At 55.4% G+C, this 23,758-nt stretch carries 19 protein-coding genes; 12 read left to right on the forward strand and 7 right to left on the reverse strand.

The genetic code is table 11. The features are described 5' to 3' along the window. The 8 genes from B2R17_RS15345 to B2R17_RS15380 form a co-directional block, all read left to right on the forward strand. The coding region (locus tag B2R17_RS15345) for a uridine monophosphate kinase (RefSeq protein WP_414707337.1) at positions 1 to 372 on the forward strand (372 nt) is incomplete at its 5' end. A 99-nt stretch (positions 373 to 471) separates the two neighbouring features. After that, entirely contained in the window at positions 472 to 1,038 is a 567-nt protein-coding gene (gene frr / locus B2R17_RS15350) for a ribosome recycling factor (protein WP_286764678.1), read from the forward strand. A 48-nt stretch (positions 1,039 to 1,086) separates the two neighbouring features. Next, the gene (uppS, locus tag B2R17_RS15355; RefSeq protein ID WP_286764679.1) at positions 1,087 to 1,830 is read left to right on the forward strand and encodes a polyprenyl diphosphate synthase; all 744 of its coding nucleotides are present in this window, start codon (positions 1,087 to 1,089) and stop codon (positions 1,828 to 1,830) included. Positions 1,831 to 1,910: 80 nt separating this feature from the next. Further along, positions 1,911 to 3,572 carry a serine/threonine protein kinase gene (locus B2R17_RS15360; RefSeq protein WP_286764680.1) on the forward strand — a complete coding sequence of 554 codons (1,662 nt, stop codon included), beginning with the start codon at positions 1,911 to 1,913 and terminating at the stop codon, positions 3,570 to 3,572. A gap of 13 nt (positions 3,573 to 3,585) precedes the next feature. Further along, complete coding sequence (locus B2R17_RS15365; RefSeq protein ID WP_008667591.1) at positions 3,586 to 3,960, forward strand: hypothetical protein; 375 nt, start codon at positions 3,586 to 3,588, stop codon at positions 3,958 to 3,960. A gap of 3 nt (positions 3,961 to 3,963) precedes the next feature. Next, positions 3,964 to 6,546 (forward strand): ATP-binding protein, encoded by a 2,583-nt coding sequence (locus B2R17_RS15370; RefSeq protein ID WP_286764681.1) that lies wholly within the window; start codon positions 3,964 to 3,966, stop codon positions 6,544 to 6,546. Continuing rightward, on the forward strand, positions 6,543 to 7,796 hold the full coding sequence (locus tag B2R17_RS15375) for a protein kinase domain-containing protein (RefSeq protein WP_007334318.1): 1,254 nt from the start codon (positions 6,543 to 6,545) through the stop codon (positions 7,794 to 7,796). Before B2R17_RS15370 ends, B2R17_RS15375 begins: the two co-directional genes overlap by 4 nt. Before the next feature lie 6 nt (positions 7,797 to 7,802). Continuing rightward, positions 7,803 to 8,486, forward strand: a complete 684-nt coding sequence (locus B2R17_RS15380) for a class I SAM-dependent methyltransferase (protein ID WP_008665358.1) — start codon at positions 7,803 to 7,805, stop codon at positions 8,484 to 8,486. Here the strand turns inward: B2R17_RS15380 and B2R17_RS15385 are convergent. The 4 genes from B2R17_RS15385 to B2R17_RS15400 form a co-directional block, all read right to left on the reverse strand. Continuing rightward, on the reverse strand, positions 8,468 to 8,851 hold the full coding sequence (locus B2R17_RS15385) for a translation initiation factor (protein WP_008653307.1): 384 nt from the start codon (positions 8,849 to 8,851) through the stop codon (positions 8,468 to 8,470). The two genes, B2R17_RS15380 and B2R17_RS15385, sit on opposite strands and share 19 nt — an antisense overlap. Before the next feature lie 27 nt (positions 8,852 to 8,878). After that, on the reverse strand, positions 8,879 to 10,576 hold the full coding sequence (locus tag B2R17_RS15390) for a SulP family inorganic anion transporter (RefSeq protein ID WP_008665356.1): 1,698 nt from the start codon (positions 10,574 to 10,576) through the stop codon (positions 8,879 to 8,881). 247 nt (positions 10,577 to 10,823) lie between these two features. Continuing rightward, on the reverse strand, positions 10,824 to 12,191 hold the full coding sequence (locus B2R17_RS15395; RefSeq protein WP_008665354.1) for a sigma-54-dependent transcriptional regulator: 1,368 nt from the start codon (positions 12,189 to 12,191) through the stop codon (positions 10,824 to 10,826). Continuing rightward, positions 12,188 to 13,567, reverse strand: coding sequence for a two-component system sensor histidine kinase NtrB (locus B2R17_RS15400; protein WP_008665352.1), 1,380 nt, complete (start codon positions 13,565 to 13,567; stop codon positions 12,188 to 12,190). The genes B2R17_RS15395 and B2R17_RS15400 overlap by 4 nt, the downstream gene beginning before the upstream one ends. 220 nt (positions 13,568 to 13,787) lie before the next feature. Between B2R17_RS15400 and B2R17_RS15405 the strand changes: the two genes are divergently transcribed. The 4 genes from B2R17_RS15405 (at position 13,788) to B2R17_RS15420 (ending at position 21,310) form a co-directional block, all read left to right on the forward strand. Continuing rightward, positions 13,788 to 16,967 carry a DUF2309 domain-containing protein gene (locus tag B2R17_RS15405; RefSeq protein WP_414707339.1) on the forward strand — a complete coding sequence of 1,060 codons (3,180 nt, stop codon included), beginning with the start codon at positions 13,788 to 13,790 and terminating at the stop codon, positions 16,965 to 16,967. Next, the gene (locus B2R17_RS15410; protein WP_286764682.1) at positions 16,964 to 18,373 is read left to right on the forward strand and encodes a proton-conducting transporter membrane subunit; all 1,410 of its coding nucleotides are present in this window, start codon (positions 16,964 to 16,966) and stop codon (positions 18,371 to 18,373) included. Before B2R17_RS15405 ends, B2R17_RS15410 begins: the two co-directional genes overlap by 4 nt. Before the next feature lie 12 nt (positions 18,374 to 18,385). After that, complete coding sequence (locus tag B2R17_RS15415) at positions 18,386 to 19,843, forward strand: proton-conducting transporter membrane subunit (RefSeq protein ID WP_286764683.1); 1,458 nt, start codon at positions 18,386 to 18,388, stop codon at positions 19,841 to 19,843. A 126-nt stretch (positions 19,844 to 19,969) separates the two neighbouring features. Continuing rightward, positions 19,970 to 21,310 carry a sugar porter family MFS transporter gene (locus B2R17_RS15420; RefSeq protein ID WP_286764684.1) on the forward strand — a complete coding sequence of 447 codons (1,341 nt, stop codon included), beginning with the start codon at positions 19,970 to 19,972 and terminating at the stop codon, positions 21,308 to 21,310. A gap of 6 nt (positions 21,311 to 21,316) precedes the next feature. Here B2R17_RS15420 and B2R17_RS15425 read toward each other — a convergent pair whose 3' ends face one another. The 3 genes from B2R17_RS15425 to B2R17_RS15435 form a co-directional block, all read right to left on the reverse strand. Then, complete coding sequence (locus B2R17_RS15425) at positions 21,317 to 22,243, reverse strand: GGDEF domain-containing protein (RefSeq protein ID WP_286764685.1); 927 nt, start codon at positions 22,241 to 22,243, stop codon at positions 21,317 to 21,319. Between the two features lie 82 nt (positions 22,244 to 22,325). Beyond that, a complete protein-coding gene (locus B2R17_RS15430) occupies positions 22,326 to 23,375 on the reverse strand; it encodes a threonine aldolase family protein (protein ID WP_286764686.1) in 1,050 nt (349 codons plus the stop codon). 40 nt (positions 23,376 to 23,415) lie between these two features. Further along, the gene (locus tag B2R17_RS15435; RefSeq protein ID WP_008665333.1) at positions 23,416 to 23,736 is read right to left on the reverse strand and encodes a DUF2853 family protein; all 321 of its coding nucleotides are present in this window, start codon (positions 23,734 to 23,736) and stop codon (positions 23,416 to 23,418) included. Positions 23,737 to 23,758: the final 22 nt, after the last annotated feature.

Genomic DNA, 23,758 nt, shown 5'->3' on the forward strand with positions numbered 1-23,758 from the left:
CGCCGCCGCGCCGTGCGCCACCTTGAGAAAAAGCGCGTGTGCATCTTTGCCGCGGGCACCGGCAACCCCTATTTCACCACCGATACCGCCGCGACGCTGCGCGCCAATGAAATGGCCTGCGAAGCGATCTTCAAGGGCACCAAGGTCGATGGTGTCTATGACAAAGACCCCGCCAAATTCGATGATGCGGTCCGCTATGATGACGTGAGCTATGACGATGTGCTGCAAAAGCGCTTGGGGGTCATGGATGCCTCTGCCATCGCCTTGGCGCGCGACAACAACCTGCCGATCATCGTCTTCTCTCTGGACGAACCGGGCGGCTTCAAGGGGATTCTCGCGGGCGAGGGCACATACACACGGGTTCAGGGCTAGGCCCCAACCTACGATAGATGCGGGGCTCCCTATACAAGGGGGGCTTGATCGCGTTATATCGGTTCAAATCTAGATAGTTACAAAACCACCGGGGACATCATGTCAGACGATTTTATGCTGGACACAGACGATCTTGAGCGGCGCATGAACGGCGCAATCGCATCGCTGCGCACCGAATTTGCCTCTTTGCGCACAGGCCGCGCGTCCGCCTCTATGCTGGAGCCTGTGATGGTCGACGCCTATGGCAGCAGCACGCCGATCAACCAGGTGGGCACCGTCAACGTGCCCGAGCCACGCATGGTCACCATCAATGTCTGGGACAAGGCGCTGGTCGGCAAGGTCGAAAAGGCGATCCGTGAATCCGGTCTGGGCATCAACCCGCAGCTCAATGGCACCATCATCATGCTGCCGATCCCTGAGCTGAACGAAGAGCGCCGCACCCAGCTAACCAAGGTCGCGGGCCAATATGCCGAACACGCCCGCGTCTCGATCCGCAACATCCGTCGCGACGGGATGGATCAGATCAAGAAAGCCAAGAACGACGGTGCGATGTCTGAGGATGACCAGAAAATCTGGGAGGGCGAAGTGCAGGACCTGACCAACCGCTTCATCACCCTCATCGACGACCAGCTTGAGACGAAACAGGCCGAAATCATGCAAGTCTGACCCGCGCTTTCGCGCAGGGACATAGAACTTGAAAGAAAAGGTCGAGACATGAGCACCGCCGAAACCCAGCCCCAGACGATACCCGGCGGGCCACGCCATGTGGCGATCATCATGGACGGCAATGGCCGTTGGGCCCAAGCACGCGATTTACCTCGCATCGAAGGCCACCGACGAGGCGTCACAACGGTGCGAACGGTCACGGAAATGGCCAGCGAACTGAAACTCGACGCACTGACGTTGTATTGCCTCTCGAGTGAGAACTGGAAACGGCCGCAGGCTGAACTTGACTTCTTGATGCACCTGCTGCAGCAGTATCTCGTTGAGGAACGACGAACCATTCGCGATCAGAATATGCGATTGCGTTTCATCGGAAGACGCGACCGGCTGAGCGATGAAGTCCTGAAAGAAATTGCTAAAACGCAGGCGGTGAGCGAGAACAACACCGGCACGGAACTGGTCCTGGCCGTCGACTACGGCGGACGCGACGAACTGACTCGAATGACTCGGCAACTCGCTCAGCAAGTCCGCGACGGCAAGCGGTCCATCGACGAGATCACTGAGTCGCTGGTGGATGAATCGCTGGACACGGCGGGACTGCCTGACGTCGATTTGATGATTCGCACAGGCGGAGACATCCGAATCAGCAACTACTTGCTGTGGCAAATCAGCTATGCCGAATTGTACTTCACCCCGAAATGCTGGCCCGAGTTCGAGCGAGACGACTTCCAGGCGGCTTTGGACGAGTTTGCCGGCAGACAACGTCGTTTTGGCGGGTTAAACGTGGGAGCCTGACACACTTCCCGACCCAATCTTCCATGACGTGGGTATGATAGAGAAGGTGTTTTTTCCATTCCGTTTTCGTTCGTTGCCTCATGCCTCGCAGTCGTCTCGGTCCGCTCGCCATTGAATCCCCGCTGGGTCCCGATCCGTCGGCGAGGGACGCGCGTGTTTGGCGTGCCGTGCACATCAAGATGCGAAAAGCGGTGGCCGTTCGCGTCTTCCAAATGCCATTTGGCGGAACCCAAGAATCACGACAGGCTTTCGCGGAAGAGTGGGATCGCCTCAAACGACTCGATCATCCAGCTATCGTCAAATGCTACGGTGGCGGCTTCGAAGAGTCGGAAGCCTACCTAGCTCATGAATTGGTCGAAGGATCCACCTTGGCAGAGGAGATTCAGCGTCGAGGTCGGTTGCCTTGGGAATCGGTTCTCGAACTCGCGGAGCCTTTGATCGATGCGTTGATGTATCTGCACGACCGCGACATCGTTCACGGAAGACTCACCCCTGACAAAGTCATCATCGCCGGGTTGAGTCCCGTGTTGATCGACGTTCGCGACGTCGACGGGACGCCGCCCTTTCGAAGCGGCCCGTACCACGTTTCGCGTCCACCATCGATCGGTCAAATGATGCGATCGGCTCCGGAGGCTCCCACGCCAAACGATCCGGTGACGACCCGCACCGATCTCTATCTGTTCGGTGCGTTGCTTTACGAGGCACTCACCGGTGCGCCGCCGATCACCGGTTCCACCGTTCAAGAAGTCACCAGCAATCTGAAATATCAGTCGCCAACTTCCGTGGCTTCCACCGTGATGGAATGCCCCGTGTGGATGGATCGATTGGTGATGCAGTTGCTCAACAAAGATCCCGGTCAGCGTCCCGTGTCGGCTGCCGCGGCCAAGCTTCAGCTAGCCGAAGTCCGCAAGCGTTCAATGTCTCGCAGTGGCGTCGCCGAGCATGCCTCGAGTGGTTTCAGCCCGCTGTCGGTGACCGACGATGCGGATCGCAAAGAAGCCCGCAAGTTGTTGGGGCGAAAAGAAATCGAAGCTGAAGTGGATTCGATTCCGGATGCGACACCGTGGCATGATCAAGCGTTGGTGCTGCTACCAATTCTGGCCGTTTTGATTGGCATACTGGTTTGGGTCGCTTGGCCAATGAACGAATCAAAGATGCGAAACGAAGCGGAGGAGTTGCTTGCACAAGACACACGCTCATCGATGTCGCAAGCTCGCATCAGCTACCTGGAACCGATGTTAGCTCAGTTCCCGGATGGAGAACATTCCGAATGGGCTGCCGAACAAATCGACCGCGTGCGAATGGTCGAGGCGGAGCACGCTTTGACAGTCAAAATGAATCGCAACTTGCCGCTCCAGAACGAAGCCGAACGCCTCGTTGCCGAAGCCATGAGGTACGAAACATTCGGTGACAATGCCACCGCGGTCGACAAGTACCAATCGATGATCACGGTGCTCGGCGACGAAGAACAATACAAACCTTTGGTCAATCTCGCCCGCAACCGCATCGCACAAATCTCACAGGCTGACACCAACCAAACCGAAGCCGCCCGGATCATCACGGACCGGTTGAAAGAAGCCGACCGGATGTTCGTTGAAGGGCGAACCATCGCGGCGCGAAAGATCTGGTACAGCATCGAAGAACTGTACGGATCCAACGCGGCTGTCGAACCACTCGTTGCCACCGCACAAAGTCGATTGGCGGAAACATCCGCCGGTGCCGCCGTCGACAAACTTCCTTAGCGAGATCGTCTGGATGACTTCCGCCGAAGCGAACCTGGAAATCCCGTCGCCGAACGAAGGCGTTGACTCGTCAGCGGAGCAAAAGCGTGGCGTCTCCGATGGTGTTCATCGTTCGATCGTGATTCAACCAGGAACGGTTGCACCGGCTTACTTGAACGGTGCCAACAACGACGACGCGGCTCAGTGGTCCAATCGCCCCGTCGCAACGTTGGCGGTTTTATTCTTTGTGACTGGTGCCTTTGGTATTCCGCTCTTGTGGCGAAACCCAAACTTCTTTGCGTGGCAACGAATCCTCTGGTCAATCGTGGTGCTGATCTACACGATCGCACTCTTCGCAGGAGTCGGCATGCTGGTGTTACACACGCTCGCCCCCGCACAGGGCAACTGACCGATGGGACAAGCGTGGTACGAATATCGCATCGACTACGCCTTATTCACCATCGTGTTCTTAGTCGGGCACTCCTCCATCCTTTCGCGGGTCCGGCGGGCCATGCCGCCGCCTTCCACGACACACCCGGAATCGTCCACCTCTCCCGAGGCAATCGGATCGGGCCTGCACACGAAATTGTCATTCTGCATTCTCGTATTGTTGCTGATCGGAGGTTTCATCGCGGTCGAAACCGCCGACCGTGTTCAGCGATCGCGGATGCGACAACAAGTTTTCGGAATTGCACCAACCTATGCTGCGGAACTGCAACAGCTTGGTCATGCGAACATCGACGAGCAAACGTCCCCGGATGATCCGCAATACCTTGGCATGATCGAAGCACAAAAGCGTTGGTTGTCGGTCAACCCACAAGTCACCGACATCTACACCATGCGACGAATCAGAGAGTCGGATTTGTACACCCGCCCGTTGCCCGAACGCGAAAATAACGACGGGCATCCCTACAAAATCATCGTCGACTCGGAAACGGACTACAGCGGTGATGGAAAGATTGAAGGCGTTCGAGAAAGTCGCACAGAGATCGGCGAAATCTTCTACGACAGAAGTGTCGAACAAATCGAACAAGCCTTCCGCGGCACAACAACCTTTGGCAATCAACCCAGTGTGGACCGCTGGGGAGTGTGGGTTTCCGCATACGCGCCATTGTTTGATGCTGACGGGAACGTTGAGGGGTTGGTTGGAGTCGATTTCCCAGCCCAAAACTACATCCGTTCAATCGTCCTCACCCGTCTCGGTGCGATGGGAATCGTTGCCGCACTCATCACGTTGTTTCTAGGTGCAGTCACCAGCATAGGAATGCTGAAGGCGGGTATCGTTGCCCAACAGCGCAACCAAGCTCTGCTGCAGGACCAGCGAGATTTGGCCACCCAAGCCGCCGCACAGGCCCGGCAGGCGGCCGTCATCAAGAACCAATTCCTGGCCAACATGAGCCACGAAATTCGAACGCCCATGCACGGCATTTTGGGAACCGCCGAGCTGATGAACCGAAGTTCGCTCGATGAGCAACAACGACACTACATGTATATGATTCAGACCTCAGCAAAAGGTCTGCTCACGGTCCTGAACGACATCCTTGATTTTTCGAAAGTTGATTCGGGACAGATGACGCTGGAGTCCGTCCCGTTTGAACTAATGGATCTTCTCAGCCAAACAATGCACGCCGTTGCGAATCTCAAAAACGAAGAGGTTGATCTGCAGTTCCAACCGCCCGTCGGTGTTCCCGAAGTCATCGTCGGTGACCCCACAAGACTTCGTCAGGTCCTGATCAACTTGGTTGGAAACGCTCTGAAGTTCACCGAACAAGGCCGAGTGACCGTCACCGTCGAAAACGAGACACATGACGCGACGACGTTGGACACATCCGATTCAAGAGGGTCTCGCATCGCGTTCACGATCACCGACACCGGTATCGGCATGACGGAACAGCAGCAGTCCAAGATTTTTGAGGCATTCACCCAAGGTGACTCATCCACGACAAGGCGTTTCGGCGGAACCGGGTTGGGCTTGTCGATCAGTTCGCAATTGGTGGAGTTAATGGGTGGGCGTCTGCAGGTCAGCAGTGTTCCAAACGAAGGCAGCAGCTTTCGCTTCGACATCCCGTTGCGAACGACCAATGGAGTGGCATCCCATGAGATAGCAAAGACTCAACCTGTCGAGACGCCCACGAAATCATTTGGGCAGTGCGATCAACCACGTGAGCTATTGCTAGTCGAAGATGGCGCCATCAACCGCACCGTCGCCGAAACCATGCTGCGTTCACGAGGGCATCGGGTGACGTCCGTTTCCAACGCGAGAGACGCCATTGAGCAACTCCGATTGCATTCATTTGACCTAGTGCTGATGGACGTGCAAATGCCGGAAATCGATGGTTTAACAGCCACCCAGATCATTCGAAACGATTTGCCTTCTCCAGCCAGCGACGTTCCCGTTGTCGCGTTGACCGCCCATGCCATGCGTGAAGACAGACAACGCTGCTTGGACGCCGGGATGAATGATTGCCTCACAAAACCCTATCCGCCTGAAGTGTTGTTTGAAACAATCGAATCGTTCGAGTCTCATACCGACGATCAAGACGACTTGGTTTCTCCGGCTCAACCAATCGAAAAGGCGCCTTCAACCAATGTTGACGATTCATCGGCTGAGCCATTGAACCGCGAGGTGATCCTTCACAATGTCGGTGGTGACTTGCAGGTGCTCGCGATGTTAGTCCAAACCATCACCGATGAATTGCCACCGCAAATGCAAAGGCTGCGACAGGCCATCGAAGTGGGTGATTCGACTCAAATTGCTCGAGCCGCGCACACGTTAAAAGGAACCGCCTCGGCAATTGGTGCGACGCGGGCGCAAGAAATCGCCGACAGGTTGGAAACCTTTCCTTCATGGGAGACGTCTGAAGAGAAGGCATCATATTTTTTCAACAATCAAATGAAAGCACTCGTCAGTGCCTTCGATTTGGCCCAAACTGAACTAAAGAAGTTTCTGCGTTCTTCATCCGGAAGAGAACACCCCGGAAACGAAACACTATGAAATTGCTGATCGCTGACGACAATCCAGTTTGGCGAAACCTGATATCGGCAGCTGTCGAAAACTGGGGCTACCGGATCGAGTTGGCTTCGGATGGCAACGAGGCTTATGAGCTTTTGCAGTCCGATGACCCGCCTCGTTTGGCGTTGCTCGATTGGTTGATGCCAGGGATGGAAGGCGTCGAAATTTGTCGCCGGATCAAACAAGATCCCGAAAACCCATTCACCTATATCATTCTGCTTACCAGTCGCGATCGTGATGAAGACATGATTCAGGGGTTGGACGCGGGTGCCGACGACTACCTCACCAAACCGATTGTCGCGCCGCTTCTAAAGAGTCGCTTGACCGCAGCGAGACGAATTGTTGAAGCCGTTCCACCGATGAAATGGACAAAACCTCAAATCGAAGGTTTCGACATTGATCATCTGATTGGACGCGGGGCCTTTGCAACCGTTTGGAAAGGCATGCACCGCGCCTCGGGCAAACCGGCCGCGATCAAAATCATCCGCGCGGATCTGGCAACCGATTTGGTCTTCGAACGGTTTGCTCGCGAAATTCAGGTGATGCGAAAAATGGATCATCCTGGAATTGCGACAATCTATGCGAGCCACTTAGAACGCGACTTGGCTTACTATGCGATGGAATTGATCGACGGCGAGTCTTTAGCGAACTACATCGCTCGGGAATCTCCGCGTGCGACTCGCATTATCGAGATGATGGCGATGGTTTGCGATGCCTTACAGCACGCGCACGATCATGGTGTGATCCATCGAGACGTGAAACCGTCCAACATCATGGTGGGTCCCGATGAGCAACCCAAACTGGTTGATTTTGGATTGAGTAAATCCATGTTCCGAACCAAATCACCCGTCTCGGCAAACAGCACCCACGATGGGGCTGTCCTGGGAACGCCACTTTACATGTCACCGGAACAAGCCCGCGGTGACGCCAACAGCGTGGATCATCGATCGGACCTTTACGCCGTCGCAACGATGCTTTATCTGTTTCTGCTTCGAGAGCACCCGCACGGTGCGCTGTCGCTGAGCCGCGAAGAAACGATCGATGCGATTGCGAACACCGATCCGCGACCGGCGACCGAGATCAATCCCAAATTCAACCCAAAACTCGAATCCATCCTTTCTCGATGCCTGTCCGACGATCCCGAGGAACGCCCCCAATCAGCAGGCCAATTGGCCCAAGAGCTTCGCGATTTCCTGAACGATCGTGCTGCGTTGCGAACGCAAACTCTTTGAATTGCTATGCCTCGACTTGATGCCCGCCTCAAACTGGTTGCGGCAGAGATCCGAGGAAAGGTCCATGCCGACATTGGGTCGGATCATGGTCATCTGCTCGCCGCTCTGTTGTCAGCCAGGCGGATCGAACGAGGCATCGCGGTGGAGAATAAACCGCAACCGCATCAGAATTCCTCCGCCACCTTGGAACGACTGAACGCGGAAGTTCGACTTGGCGATGGGATGGACGTCATTGAGAAGAATGAAATTGACTCGCTGAGCATTTGTGGCATGGGTGGCCAATCCATCGTTCGCATTCTCAGTGAGCATCCAAACCGACTGCCTCAACAAATCGTGTTGCAACCCAACAAGGCAATCGACTCGGTCCGACAATGGGCCAGAGACAACGGCTATTGGTTGACAGATGAAAAGTGCACCGGCATCAAACGGCGTTTCGAAGTGCTGGTTTTCAGACGATCCGGATCTTCACCCGATCCCGTCTATCAGAAGCTAGACCGGGCTGGTTTGGATGAGTCCATGGGCCTGATGTTCGGGCCGTGGTTTCTGTTGCGAAAAGACGAACAGTTGTTGCAGCGATTGGCCGAGGAACAACGCTATCTGCAAGCAAGACCCAACCTCACCGAAACGAGCCAGGCAAGGTTGGAAACCATCCGCCGCCTCCTGACGTCCGATCACTTCTTGAGACGATAGCCGATCTCGCCCAGTTTCTGCCGCACGCGTTCGACGTGGTCACCTTGCAGTTCGATCAAATCGTCCGCCTTTTTCACCGTGCCGCCCGCACCGCATGCGGACTGCAACGTTCCAAGCAAGTCTGGCAAATCATTCGCGCGGGACGTCAAACCTTCGACCAGCGTTACGGTTCGGCCACCTTTGCGCCGGTCCAATCGAACCCGTGCGGTTTGCTTTTCCGGCGGCAACCGGTCGGCTTCCCGCTGCTGTTGGGCTTCGGCCTCGGCCTTTTGCTGGGGTGTGCATTTGCACTCGGATTCCTTCTGACCGCACAAATCGCAGGTCGGAGGAATATCGAACGGAGTTCCCGCGAAGAGACGCGTCATGACGTCGGAGGGGGCAAAAGGATCGAATCAATGACTCACGAGAGATCGCTTTCGAGCAGCCATCGGGTGTCGTGAGAACGGTTGATGATGATCCATCCCAACGACGTTCAATTCAATCCCTTCGCGAGCGAATTCGCCTTCGAGTTCGTGCAATTTTTCCATCACGCTGTGATCGATCAAATGAACTTCACTGAAGTCGACGGTGCAGTTTTTGCCTTGTTTGAGGCTTTTTTCGACGACCTGACGCCGAAAACCGATCCAGTTGCTGAACACGGCCGAATCGCCCGCGTGAACGTTGACTTCCGTTTCGGAAGCTTCATCGAACTCCAACGTCGGCACAAACAACGATCGCAGAGGTACTCCATTGATCATGTGAATGGCAAACTTGGTGGCAATGCCGATCGCAATCCCAATCAACAGATCCGTTGCGAGGACGGCAACCAACGTTGTCGCGAAAATGATCAATTGTTCGCGGCCAACACGGTAAACACTTCGGAATTCGCTGGGCGATGCCAAACGAAAGCCGGTGAAGACCAGCATCGCGGCCAATGCTGCTCGTGGAATGTTGTGAATCAAACCAGGCAACAAAGCGACGAATCCTAGCAGGAAAACTCCGTGCCACATATTCGCGAAACGGGTCTTGGCCTGATTATCAATGTTGGCTTTGCTGCGGACGATTTCCGAGATCATGGGCAAACCACCAATCAACGAGGCCGCCATGTTGCCAACACCAACCGCCCAAAGGTCTCGGTCCAAGTTGGTCTTTCGTTTGTGGGGATCTAACATGTCGACCGCTTTGGCGCTAAGCAACGATTCCAGTGAACCAATCAACGCAAACATCAGAACCCAGCCCAAAGCCGCTGGAAGTGTTTCGCTGTTCAGGAAAACGCCAAAGTCAGGAAAGGTGATCGCACCAAACAAGTTGAACGGCACGGTTACCAAGTCGCTCTCACCAACCGCGAATTCTTTTCCCATCAGTGTGTATGTGTGATCGCTGCTCAGGTTCATCACCATTCCCATCGGAATCGCGACTAACAGAACCACCAATGGACCGGGCACCTTGTTGATGAAACCGTCGCTGGTTCGACTCTTCAAAAATGCCAAACCAAACAAGATCAGCAGCGACACGCCACCAATCAACGCGATCTCGGGATTCGCATTCATCAAAAGGTGCGGCAGCTCCTGCAAAATCTCGAGTGGTTCACCGCTGGCGGTTTGCCCGACCACGATGGGAAGTTGTTTGACCATGATGATGACGCCGATCGCCGCCAGCATTCCGTGGACCGCAGCGGTCGGGAAGAAGTCGCCAAGGATCCCCGCTCGCAGCAACCCGAATGCAATCTGAACCAGGCCGGCCACAACACCAACCGCGAGAGCCATTTTGTACGCTTGCATGTCAGCGACGGGGTCCACTCCGGCGGTGTAGCCAAAGCTATTCACGGCACCCAATACGATCACGATCATCCCGGCCGCGGGACCTTTGATGGTCAGCTCGCTGTTGCTCAAAAAGGTCGTCAGTATCGAACCGACAATCGCGGTGAACACACCGGCGATCGCTGGGAACCCAGAGGCGAGTGAAATCCCCAAACAGAGTGGCAGGGCGATCAAGAACACCAAACCGCCGGCGATCAAATCGTCTTTTAGAAACCGCTTGAACCCGCTGATGTCACCGCGGGGTGAGTTATCCATGCTGGCGGTCGAAGAATCCGAAGGTGCATTCATCATGAAGTCGGCATTGCGAATTGATTGAAAACCACTGCCATTGCAGAGGTCAACGCACTCAATTGCAGGCGTCGTACCAACCCAACATTCCGACCCGCGCGACCTGGGGCAGTTCGCTCATTTTGCCAGCGTTTTCCGGGGAAAAACCGATCTCAATTTTCTAGAAAACGCAGAGAGTCTCCGCTTCGACGGTGCATCCACCCGGTGAACGTGCAAACGATTGCGTGAAACCTGCAAAGAATTGCACGACTCAATGCAGACCGTAGCGTCCCATTTTGTAGTGGAGTGTCCGGACGCTGACCCCCAGCCGTTTGGCAGTGTTCTCTCGGTGGAAGTCACATTCGGCGAGAACGGTCGAGATCATCTCACGTTCGCAGTTTTCGACCGCTTCGCTGAGCGAAGCAGGCAGCGTCTTTGCCCCTCGATCCGTTGTAGCGGGCTGCAAATCGGCGGGGAGTTCGTTTGAATCGATCACGTCGCCGGTGTGAGTCACCACCAAACGCTCGACCAAATTGCGAAGCTGCCGAACGTTGCCCGGCCATTGGGCTCCGACCAGCACACGCATGGCGTCCGGAGCGATCTGTTTCATCGGCCGACCATGACGCGTGCAGAAGTGTTGAAGGAAGTGTTCGATCAACAAAGGGATGTCATCGCGACGCTGCCGAAGCGAAGGCACTTCGATTGGAATGACATTCAATCGGTAGTAAAGGTCTTCGCGAAAGGTGCCGTCTTGAATCAGCTCTGGCACCGATTTGTTGGTGGCGGAAACCACTCGCACGTCGGTTTCCAACAACTTCTCACCGCCGACTCGCGTGAAGCGACGTGACTCCAACACCCGCAGCAAATCGACTTGGCTTTTCGCTGACATTTCGGTGACTTCGTCGAGGAACAATGTTCCACCGGTCGCCTGCTCAAAGCAACCTGGTTTTTGCCGCGAAGCGCCGCTGAACGATCCTTTCTCGTGGCCGAACAATTCACTCTCGAGAAGAGTCTCGGGCATTGCTCCCAAGTTGACCGCCACAAATGGCCCACCGCTTCGGTCGCTCAAATCATGCAACGCTCGCGCCACCAATTCTTTGCCCGAACCACTCTCGCCCTGGATCATCACGGTGGCTTCGGTCGCGGCGACCTGCCGAATTTGATGAAACACGTCCTGCATCGCGGCACACTGACCGATGATGTTTGACAACTCACCAGCGTCGGCCAACCGAGTTCGCAGCGATTGATTTTCCTGACGCAGCTCTCGGTGTTCGCGGGCCTTTCGAACCTGTTGCCGAACCAAGTTCAGATCGAGCGGTTTGGAGATGAAATCAAACGCGCCAGCACGCATCGCATCGACGGCGGTTTCAACCGTGCCGTGGGCGGTGATGACGATGACGGCCACCTCCGGATCAAGGTGCCGAATTCGCCCCAGCAATTCGATTCCGTCCATGCCGCCACCCAGTCGAACATCGGCGATCACCAACTGGTAAACACCGGATTCGAACGTCGCCAAGCCTTCTTCCGCGTTGGCAGCGGTTTCGATTCGATCCGCTTCGTTGACCAATCCTTTCTGAAGCCCCGAACGAATGTTGGGTTCATCATCGACGATCAGTACCGAAAATTCGCTGCGGTTCATGCTGATTGACTCAGTGGAAGGAGGACCGTGAACTCGGTACCCAAAACGGAGTGGTCGGAGTCGGGATTGGTGTTCTCAATCACCCGAAAATCGATGCTGCCATCGTGCTGGCGAACGATCTTGTCACACAAGGCCAACCCCATGCCAGTGCCGTTGTTGCGAGTCGTGAAGTAAGGGTCAAAAATCTGAGACCGAATTTCTTCGGGAATGCCGATGCCTTCGTCACGCACATCGATCCGAACAAACTCGTCTTGGCGACTGAGTCGGAATGTAAGCTTTCCTCCGTCAGTCATCGCAGCCATTCCGTTGAGCGCCAAGTTCAGCAGGACTTGTTCAAGACCCACGGAATCACCCTCGATCAGTCCCGGCATTTCAGCGGGAAGCTGCACGTCTAGCTTCACCGATTGCTGCTCAGCTTGCGGACGCAGCAAACGCACCAATCGTTCGATCAGAATCGCCACGTCCACTGATGTCCGGCCAACTTCGTTGGTGGAAGCGTAATTGCGAAACCCATCCAGAACATCATTGATGCGGCGGATCTCAGTGTGCAAAACGTCCAGAAGTTCATCAACTTCCGCGTCCTGCGTGGTTGTTTCCAATCGCTCGCAAAGCAGCTGAATATGCAGCGACAAGGCACTGAGCGGATTTTTGATTTCGTGCTGCAAACCCGCCGCGAGTGATCCCAAACCCATGTAACGTTCCATCCGGCGGAGACGTTCTTCCATCAAGGCTCGTTCCGACACATCCCGCACGTGCAGGACGGTGCCGATCTCCTCACCCCTTCGATTTCTCAACAGAGTGCACCCGGCTCGCAGCGTTTGACGATGGCCTTGATTGTCGAGGTTGTAGTCGCGGTCGCGGATCGGGTGATGATAAGTCGCGACGTCTTCGCGAATCTCGGCTAGCAACGCGTGCCGCTTTCCGAGCGATTCCAACGTTCGCCCCAGATGTTCTTCGTCGCAACTGACCAACTGCTTTCCGCTCGGGTTGATACTGGTCATCCGTCCGTTGCGATCGGTGGTGATCACTCCGGCGTCCATGCTGGCCAGCACGTCTGCTGAATAAACTTTGACGTCTTCCAAAGTCCGTTCGCTGGTCAGGTAACCTCGCACGACCCAAGCAAACGCGACCGCGGTTCCGATTGTGTTCAGCCCCAACAAGACCAACAATCCGCCTTGCAGACTGAGTTCGCCTGACAATTCTCGAGCGGCCTCGAGATCACTCTTTGGCAAGTGCTGGGTCAGTTTGGCAAAGATTTCTTGTTCATGATGCACGTGGTACAGCATGGACGCGGTGACCGCGAAAGCTGTCAGGCTCAACAGTGCCAGCACCGCTGCGAATCGCCTGACGCTGGGGCCATCGTGGTTGTCAAACATCGGGTTTGCGTGGTTGAAGGGTCATGTTCATTCGCGGTCAGCGTGCAATGCTTTGCACACATTGCGTGCAAGATCCTGCACACCGTCAGGAGAAATGCAACGTGAGCGAGATTGCTTCAGCGGGCGGAAACTCCGTTTTTGACGCTGTTTTAGCCCGCCAGTCGCACTCGTTTTCTCCCAGATCCGCCCTTGGCACAACACGTGCTTTCCCAACGACCTTCTGTTTTCTTGGACGCATCCCAAATCGCCGCTTTGCGCCTTTCACAAGGACACTCAACCAAACACTTCACATCGAACCACAAACGTCCTGCAAGCGATCAAACACGCACGTCACTTCTTGCCTGCGCAGGGCCCTATCTCAGTATTCGTTCACCACAACACGTTGCACGCTTTCGAGGACCTGCCTTTCGAGAAAGCAGTGATCGAGGGTGGACGCCGATTTGGTTGCGAGCCCTATCTCAGCGAGGAACGCTACCACGAAGAGCTTCTGCGAGGTCGTATCAGCCGCGAGGATCTTCGTGAAGTCTTGATGGCTGACCTGCAGGATGACGCTGACAAACTGGTGGCGTCCTTTGGGACTCGCTACACACTGCGTTTGTCGATGTTGCAAACCGAACTGCAACCGATGCCCGAATCAGGGCTGAGCTGGGTCCTGGCCGAGAGCGAATTGCTGAAACGCTTTCGAGACGAAGTCCCCACGCCGTATCGGGAAAAAACAATCACCCAAACTCGCGGTTGGGTGATGCGGTACCTGGAATCAATCACCACTGACACCGCGTCGTCGAATCCGGCATCGCCACTTCCCGCTCCATTGCAAGATCGCTTGAAAGCGGCCGGTGAATCCCAGATCCATCGCTGGAGCGATCAACAATGGGAAGCCTTCACCTTGCACGCGTTGTGGGAGACTTGCCAACTGGGTGTTGAGACAGCCGAGGTTCAACCACCGAAGGCGGAGAGCAATGATTCACTCCATCGGCTGATGCTGAGTGAACTCGGGATGGATCTGAATACGAAGATCAACGACGTCCTGATTCGTTTTTGCGGCTGCTTCCTCGACCAAGGTTTCGCGGATTGGACATTGCCCGAACGAGAAAACGGCTTCGCCAAGGCTTTCGCGGGTTTGTACTTGGGCCGGTGGAGCATCCGTGCCGATTGGATGAAACACGTTGACGCTTCGCTACATGAAGTCCAGTCGTCGGATTGGGATGCCATTCACAGCATTGAACAATCGCTGGAACGGCTAGGCATCTCGGACAACGACTGCGAGAGTTTCCTGTCGGAATGTCTGCTTTCGCTGAGAGGTTGGGCGGGCATGATTTGGCAAATGGAAACGAACAGTCCATTCTTGGCCAATCCAATCCCCGAAGGATCGCTCAACGAGTACTTGGCCGTTCGTTTGATTTTGTTGGCACACGCCATCGAGCACTTCGGCAAAGCCAAGCTTAACATCGGAACTGTGAGCGAGATCCTTCGACTTGCGTTGAAATCGGCGGATGTCAGGTCCACGCCGTCGACGCGTTCTCGCACCCACACGATTTTTCAGCTGGCTCAATTGGGAGGCTGGACTCCCGAACAAATGCTGAACATGTCGGCTGCTCAATGGCGATGTTTGATAACCGAAATCGAGTCATTCACATCGCTGGACCGTCGCCGGTTGTTGCATGCCGCGTACGAACGCCACTACGCCAACCAAGCACTTGATGCGATTTCGATTCACTCTCGTCGCCGACGTGAATTGCCCGCGAATTCGCGACGGCGTCCGGCCTACGCGGCAATCTTCTGCATCGACGATCGCGAAGAATCCTTTCGCCGACATCTGGAAGAAGTCGCTCCGGATTGCCGCACCGCATCGGCTGCTGGCTTCTTTGCCGTGGCGATGTACTACCAGGGTGCCGACCACGCTAGCTTTCGTTCTCTTTGTCCGGCGATCGTAAAACCACAGCACTACGTCCGCGAAGAACCGTTGTTTTCTTCAATGGCCGCTGGTGAACGACGTGCCGTTCGGCGACGCCGGCTGGGTTGGTTCGCTCACCAAGTTCATCAAAATTCGCGAACGTTGATTGGCGGTTGGGTCACCGGGTTGTTTGGTGCCATTGCGACGGTACCGATGGTCGCACGCATCTTGGCACCTCGATTGACATCGCAAATTCGCGAATCGATGGGAAGCTTGGTTCGTCCGCCAGCAACAGAGTTGCATCTCGAACGACTGGCAGAAGCCCCCGGTTCCGATGCCGAGTCGATGGGGTACAGCCTCGATGAGATGTCCCAAATTGTCGTTCGGATTTTGCAAGACATCGGCATGGTCGATGCCTTCCCGCCAATCATCGTGTTCTTTGGTCATGGCAGCGGCAGCCTGAACAACCCACACGAATCCGCTTACAACTGCGGCGCGTGCAGTGGCGGTCGAGGCGGCCCCAACGCTCGGGCGTTCGCCGTGATGGCCAACGACCCTCGGGTGCGCCGCCGCGTTGCCGAACAGGGAATCAAACTGCCCGATGAAGTCCGCTTCGTCGGTGCCTATCACAACACCTGCAATGACGACGTCGACTACTACGATTTGGATCTCTTGCCGCGGTCACTTCGCGAGTTGTTCAGGCGAATCGAATCGGATGTCATTGAAACACGAGCCCGCAACGCTCACGAACGAGCCCGCCGGTTTGAATCGGCACCATTGGACCTGACACCGAACGAAGCTCTCGAACATGTCGAGGAACGCGCGGAAGATTTGTCGCAAGCACGACCGGAATACAACCACGCGACCAATGCGTTGGTCACGGTGGGTCGGCGTGATTGGTCACGAGGTTTGTTCATGGACCGCCGAGCGTTCGTAACCGAATACGATCCGGCGGTGGACGACGAAAACGGACACATTCTCACTCGCATTTTGCAAGCCGCGATTCCTGTATGCGGTGGCATCAGCTTGGAATACTACTTCTCGACCGTGGACGTCGAAGGGTACGGGTGTGGATCGAAATTGCCGCACAATGTGGCTTCCATGGTTGGCGTGATGACGGGTGCGGCCAGCGATTTGCGACCGGGGCTGTCTCAGCAAATGGTTGAGATTCACGAACCGATGCGAATTTTGTTTGTCATCGAAACCACCCCGGAGATGCTGCAAAGAATCATTTCCGAAAACGAAGGCATCCGGCGAATGGTCGAAGGCAACTGGGTTCAGCTCGCCATTCTCGATCCATCGACCTCCACCGTTCAGCGATACATCAACGGACACTTTGAACCACACATCGTCGCCGATCGTGAGATCCCAACGGTCCAGTCTTCGATGCATTGGTACCGTGGTCAGCGCGACCACCTCGGGTTTGCGACCGTCCAAGAACCAGAGATCAAAACACCTTTGAGTTCATCCGAATCCGACGCAAACACATCGGAGGTTCTGGTATGAACACGCTGGACATCTTCTTCCATGTTTTGGGCACCGCCGTTGTCGCCAGCCCCGTGCTGCTGCTTGCGGTCATGGGTTTGACATTGCTGTTCAATCGACCGCTCAGCGAAACCGCGACGGTGCGGCTCACGCAGACCTCAGTGTTGCTGTCCCTGATTCCCGCAATCGCGATTTTGATCACGATGTTGGCGACAGGGATCCGCAACGTTCCGATCGAGTTTGGGAATTGGGTGACGATTCCCGAACAAGCCTTTCACTTTCATTTGAAGTTCACCTTCGATCGCCTGAGCATTCCGTTCTTGATGCTCTCGTGTGTGTTGTGCGGTGTCGTCGGAGAGTTCACGCGACGATACTTGCATCGCGAACAGGGCTTTGCGCGGTTCTTCTTGTTCTACGCCATCTTCTATTGCGGGATGGTTTTGTCTTCGTTGGCGGGCACCATCGAAACGCTATTCGTTGGATGGGAGATGGTGGGACTGTCGTCTGCCCTGTTGATCGCCTACTTCCACGAACGCGAAAATCCGGTTCGAAATGGCCAACGCGTTTGGACGATTTATCGGCTCTCGGATGCCGCCTTGTTGATCGCCGCGATCACGATGCATCACATGGTCGGCGAGGGCGACTTTGGCGGGCTGATGAATTCAGAAATCTGGCCGGAAGGAACCGCGGCGGTGACTTCATCCCAAGCTTTGCTGGTTGGAACGTTGCTACTGATCGGTGCAGCAGGGAAATCGGCACTCTTTCCATTCAGTGGTTGGTTGCCACGCGCGATGGAAGGACCAACACCGTCGAGCGCAATCTTTTACGGGGCTTTGTCGGTGCACTTGGGTGCCTATCTGTTGCTTCGTCTCAGTCCTTTGTTGGAAGCATCTCTCGCATTGCAAATGATGGTGCTATCCCTCGGAGCAATATCGGCTATCGGAGGTGCCCTGATGTCTCGGGTGCAAACCGATATCAAGACATCGCTCGCGTATGCGTCGCTGACTCAGGTTGGGATCATCGTCGTCGAAATCGGATTGGGCCTGCGTTACCTCGCACTCATTCACATCATGGGACATGCGACCTTGCGAACGATGCAGTTGCTCAGGGCACCCACTCTGCTTCGCGACTACAACGACCTCGAGAACAAGATCGGGTCTCGCTTGCAGCAACAATCCTGGTCAGGCGTGGGCTGGTTGCCAAAACCAATCCAACGTTGGTGTTATCGATTCGGAGTTGACCGAGGCTTCATGGACATCGCTCTGGATCGCTGGATCGCGGGACCGTTCGTGGGTTGCTTCCTCGCCTGCAATCGAATGGAAGAACGGATCACTCGCTTTCTTTCGCGAGAACCTGAGCCGAACGTAGATAGTGATGAGTCCGGTTTCGACGGCAACACGCCGCAAGATATCTCCACCGCCGCATAGGAATCTCCTTCGTTGTCCGAACTGCATTTCCCATGGATCGAATGTTCGATTCTCGTTCCACTGCTCGGCGCAGTGTGGCTGCAACTTCGCAGCAACAATGAACGCGCGCTGCGCGACACAGTTATCATTTGCGTTGCGACATTGTTGCTGACGATCGGCGAACTGGTCGACTTCACCATGGTCGGCACGTTCGAAGCGCACGATCACTGGCAATTCCTCAGCTGGATTTTTCCGCCAGACGCTTTTGTGATCGACGAGCTGAGCGCGTTCCAGCTGCCGTTGGCCGCTTTGATTTTCATGGTCATTGTGCTGTCGACGCTTCGCACCAAAGCGCCGCGTTTCTCGCTTGAGTTGGCATTGATTTCAGAATCATTGGTGTTGGCAACGTTCAGCTGTCGCGCGTCATGGGCATTAATCGCATTGCTGATCGCTTCCACCATTCCGCCTTTCTTAGAACTGCGACGTCGCCAGCGGTGCACACGAATCTATTGTTTGCATATGGGCCTTTTTGCTGCTCTGTTGGTCGTTGGCTATGGATGGTTGACACTGGTCGACTCCGGCACCACCGCCATTCTGATTCCGGGTGCGTTGTTGACCGCCGCGGGACTGCTTCGAAGCGGCATTTTCCCGTTACATCTGTGGATGACGGATCTGTTTGAAAAGGCCACCTTTGGCACCGCGATTTTGCACACAACTCCGTTGGTCGGCGCGTACGCGGTGATGCGATTGGTTTTGCCGATTGCGCCTTCTTGGGCATTGCAAAGCATCGCGGTCTTGTCCTTGTTCACGGCGGTGTATGCCGGTGCAATGGCATTGGTGCAATCGGACGCTCGCCGAATGTTTTGTTTTTTGCTTCTGTCTCAGTCCTCGCTAATTTTGGTTGGACTGGAATTGGTCACTCCTACCGGACTGACCGGTGCGTTGAGCTTGTGGTTGTCGGTGGCCATGTCGCTGACTGGATTTGGAATCACGTTGCGATGCATCGAAGCGAGAATCTCTCGTTTCTCGTTGGATGAATTCCACGGTCTCTATGCACAGATGCCGATGCTGGCAGGATTCTTCTTGTTAACCGGGCTGGCATCCATTGGATTCCCCGCAACGATCGGGTTCGTTGGAATGGAACTGCTGATCGAAGGTGCGGTGGAGGTCTATCCGTTGGTCGGAACGATGGTGGTGATCGCGACGGCGTTTTGCGGCATCGCAGTCTTACTCGCCTACTTTCGAGTTTTCACCGGTCGCGAAAACCGAACGTTGGTTTCGATGCGGGCTCGTCCCGCCGAACGTTTCGCGATCTTGCTGCTGACGTTGTTGCTGCTCGGGGGCGGTTTGTACCCACAACCGGGAATCGCTTCGCGTTATCACGCCGCGAAAGAACTGACGCGTTTGCGTCACGATACACCACCGGATGACGTTCCAGCCCATGCCGCGTCGCGTGGGCACTCATCCCCGGCGGCGAACATACCCGAATGAAGTCTTGCTAGACTTTGGAACGGCGGTCACGCAAACGGTCAGTCGGCGCGAAATCATTGGCGCGGCGGCACGACGGTTGGGCAGCGTGCGTCCAACAAGCAACGTTCCAACACCGGGCAATCGAAATTGAATCAGCGTGTTTTTCTGTGGAGTTTGACGTCATCTTTGGCGGGGTTTCTGTTCGGCTTTGACACGGTCGTCATTTCCGGAGCCGAAAAAGCCATCCAGGGTCTGTGGGCGTTGGGTGATTTCCAACACGGCCTTGCCTTGAGTGCCGCGTTGTGGGGAACCGTCATTGGATCGTTGATCGGCGGTTGGCCGACTGACAAATTTGGACGCAAAACGACGTTGCTCTGGATCGGGATTCTTTACTTGGTCTCAGCGATCTGGTCAGGTTTTGCGACCGACGTCTTTTCGTTCATGATCGCCCGATTCATCGGCGGATTGGGAGTAGGTATTTCCACCGTCGCGGCTCCGCTCTACATCTCCGAAATCTCGCCACCGGAACATCGCGGGACGCTGACTGGATTGTTCCAATTCAACATCGTCTTTGGAATCATGGTCGCGTTCGCATCCAACTACCTGATTGGTACGTGGGGCGGCGAGAATGCTTGGCGATGGATGTTGGCGGTGGAAGCGGTCCCCGCGTTGATATTCACCGCCATGTGCTTTTCGTTGCCATTCAGTCCTCGATGGTTGATCGCGGTCAAGAAAGACCCAGCGGCCGGCATGTCGGTTTTGAAGCAATTGCGTCCAGAAGCGTCCGATGACGATGTGCAAAAGACGGTCGATGAAATCGTCGCGTCCGTCCGTGCCGAGTCGGACCTGACTCCCGCGGAACCATTTTGGAGCCGGCGATTGTTCACTCCCATATCGATTGCTTTCTTGGTCGCGTTTTTCAATCAGCTTTCTGGCATCAATGCCGTGCTGTACTTCTCGCCGCGAATCTTTGAGTTGGCCGGGATGGGCGAACAAGCCGCTCTTTTGCAATCGATCGGGATTGGCGTCACCAACCTGATCTTCACCTTCGTGGGTTTGTACTTGATCGACCGATTGGGTCGTCGCACGTTGTTGCTGATCGGATCGGCGGGCTACGTCCTGTCGCTTGGAACGTGCGCGTACGCTTTTCAGTCCGAAACGTTCAGCATCGTTCCCGCATGTATTTTTGCCTTCATCGCGGCGCACGCGATGGGGCAGGGTGCGGTCATTTGGGTACTAATCTCGGAAGTCTTTCCCAACGAACATCGCGCCGCGGGTCAATCACTGGGCAGCTTCACGCATTGGATCTTTGCGGCATTGCTGACGCTTGTTTTCCCGGCCGTGGTGGAAACGTTCCATCCCGCTGCCATCTTTGGGTTCTTTTGCTTCATGATGGTCCTGCAAGGACTTTGGGTCATCACGATGCTGCCAGAAACCAAAGGCATCTCGCTGGAGCAAATGGAAGCGAAACTCGGAATTCGCGTCTGAGCGAGCTCAGGCAATCTGGCCGCTGCACACGGGCCGAATAGCAGTCTCGATCTTGCACTGATTGCGCCCGCCTTTCTTGGCGGCGTACAGGGCCAAATCCGCCCGGCGAAAAGCAGAACGGCTGTCATCAGAAGCCAGCACACATGTGCCGCCGACACTGACGGTCACTCGAATGTTTTCAGGGTGGAAGTCCAACTGCTCGATCGCTTTTCGATGCTGCTGTTGAAGCGTTCCGAGTTCATCAATGGTGGTGTTGCCAAAGATGATCGCGAATTCTTCGCCACCGATTCGAGCCACCAGATCACCTGGGCGACTGGCGTCACGAAGCGCTTCGCCGACCTTGCAAATGACGTGGTCGCCCAAGTCGTGTCCGCGGGAATCATTGATTGATTTGAAACAGTCGATGTCGACGATGGCCACGCAGAACGGCACGCCGCTTTCTGAAAGTGTTTCCAATCGATTTTTGAATTCGATGTCGCAGCGTCGACGATTCGCGATTCCCGTCATCGAATCCAGAAGGGAAGCCTCTTGGAGTTCCAGCATCTGTCGCTGACGCAAAATGGCATGGATCGTCAATCGTGTCAGCAAGTGATCCTTCAGGTCATTCTTGGACAAGAAGTCCTGAGCCCCCGCTTCGATTGCGGCGAACCCGGTTTCCACGCGATCGTCACCGGTTTGGACGACGATAGGAATCGATGAGACTCGTTCTCGAATTGCGCGAATCGATTGCAGTCCGCTGCTGTCGGGCAATCCTAGGTCCAGCAGGACAACGTCGAATTCCGATTGGCCGGTCTTCTCAAGTGCTTGGCTGAGCGAAGACGCTCGAACGATCTCGGCATCGAACATCGTGGAGCGTTGGAACACCCGTGTGATGAACATCGCATCCAAGTCATTGTCTTCGACCAACAACAAGCGAAGAGATTCGATGGGCATAAGTTGGGATCAGTCCGTGAAATGGGTGCCGAGGTTTGAGAGTCTGGTCAAACGTAGGACACAGTCGGGACTTCGAAGGCAACTAACCCAGTAAACCCAGGAATTGGTCAATTTCGGCGGGATCCGTGCAGAATGAGGTCACGAATCGGTACATGGCGTGCCCCTCAGGTGGGTCCGTCGTGGAGTCGTTCGGCGTCGGCCAAGGATAGAAACGAGCCCCCGCCGCCTGCAAACTTTCCGCTCGCGACTTTTCCATCACCACAAACACTTCGTTGGTTTCGTTCTGCCAAGCGAGTTCCGCGGCGGAAGACTTCTCGATTCCGGCGGCCAATCGGGATGCCATCTTGTTCGCATGCCGAGCCAAACCGAGCCAAAGATCATCATCTAGGTAGGCATGGAATTGAGCTGCAATGAAGCGAGTCTTCGAAAACAGCTGCGCCGCACGCTTTCGAATGAATGGCATTTGCTTGGCCAACTCGGGTCGAAAGAAGATGATGGCTTCCGCACACCAGCAACCGTTCTTTGTCCCGCCAAACGACAACACATCCACACCCGCTTTCCAAGTCATCTCCGCGGGCGTCAGATCCAAATGGACGAGTGCATTCGCGAAGCGGGCACCATCCATGTGAAGTGGCAACTTATGGTCATGAACGATGCCGCTGATCTCTTTCAACTGGTCAACGTTGTAGACCGTGCCCACTTCGGTCGCTTGCGTGATGCTGACCGCCATCGGTTGTCCGTGGTGAACAAAGTTCGGATCAAACCGTCGCAATTGCTTTTGCAATGCCCGTGGGCAGATCCTTCCCAGGTCTCCGGAGACGGGAGCCAAACGAGCTCCCGAGGTAAAGAATTCGGGAGCCCCACATTCATCTTCGATCAGGTGGGCGTCACGGTGGCAGAGCACAAAGCCACCCGGTCGGTTGACGGCGGACAAAGCCAACGAATTCGCGGCGGTGCCGGTACCGACAAAAAAGACTTCGATATCGGTCTCGAACAAATCGTTGAAACGTTGTTCGAGCCGTTGATCCAGGTCGCTCGTCCCGTAGGCGGGCGACATCCCCTTCGCGTGGCGGCTCAAGGATTCCGCAATTGGATCGGCGGCACCGGCCCAATTGTCACTCGCAAAAAACATGAACCGATACCTCGCGAAAGTTTAGCGCATTAGAAAATCATCATCCCGCCACGCGGTTCATCGTATCGCTTTCTTGTGCCAACAAATAGTAGAACGTGACGCGGCATTTTGACTTGTCGCCCTGCATGATCTTGCAAACCTTCGCGATGGCCGCGTCAGCTTCTTCGGATGTCAGATCGAGGTTCACGGAACAGTAGCCACGTTTGATGCCGGCCAGTTCGTCCGGGTCGGTGGCCGCGACGATTGCTGAGTCACGGTTCGCCAAAGCCAACCGCAGATGGTTGGCCAAAGATTCCACCGCGTCTTCGCTGGGATTCGGCACGTACTTCTTGACGTTGGCCATGTATTTTTCGATGTCCATCTGTCTCTACTTCATGGTTAAA

Source organism: Rhodopirellula sp. UBA1907 (assembly GCF_002337565.1).
GTDB classification, from domain to species: Bacteria; Planctomycetota; Planctomycetia; order Pirellulales; family Pirellulaceae; genus Rhodopirellula; species Rhodopirellula europaea.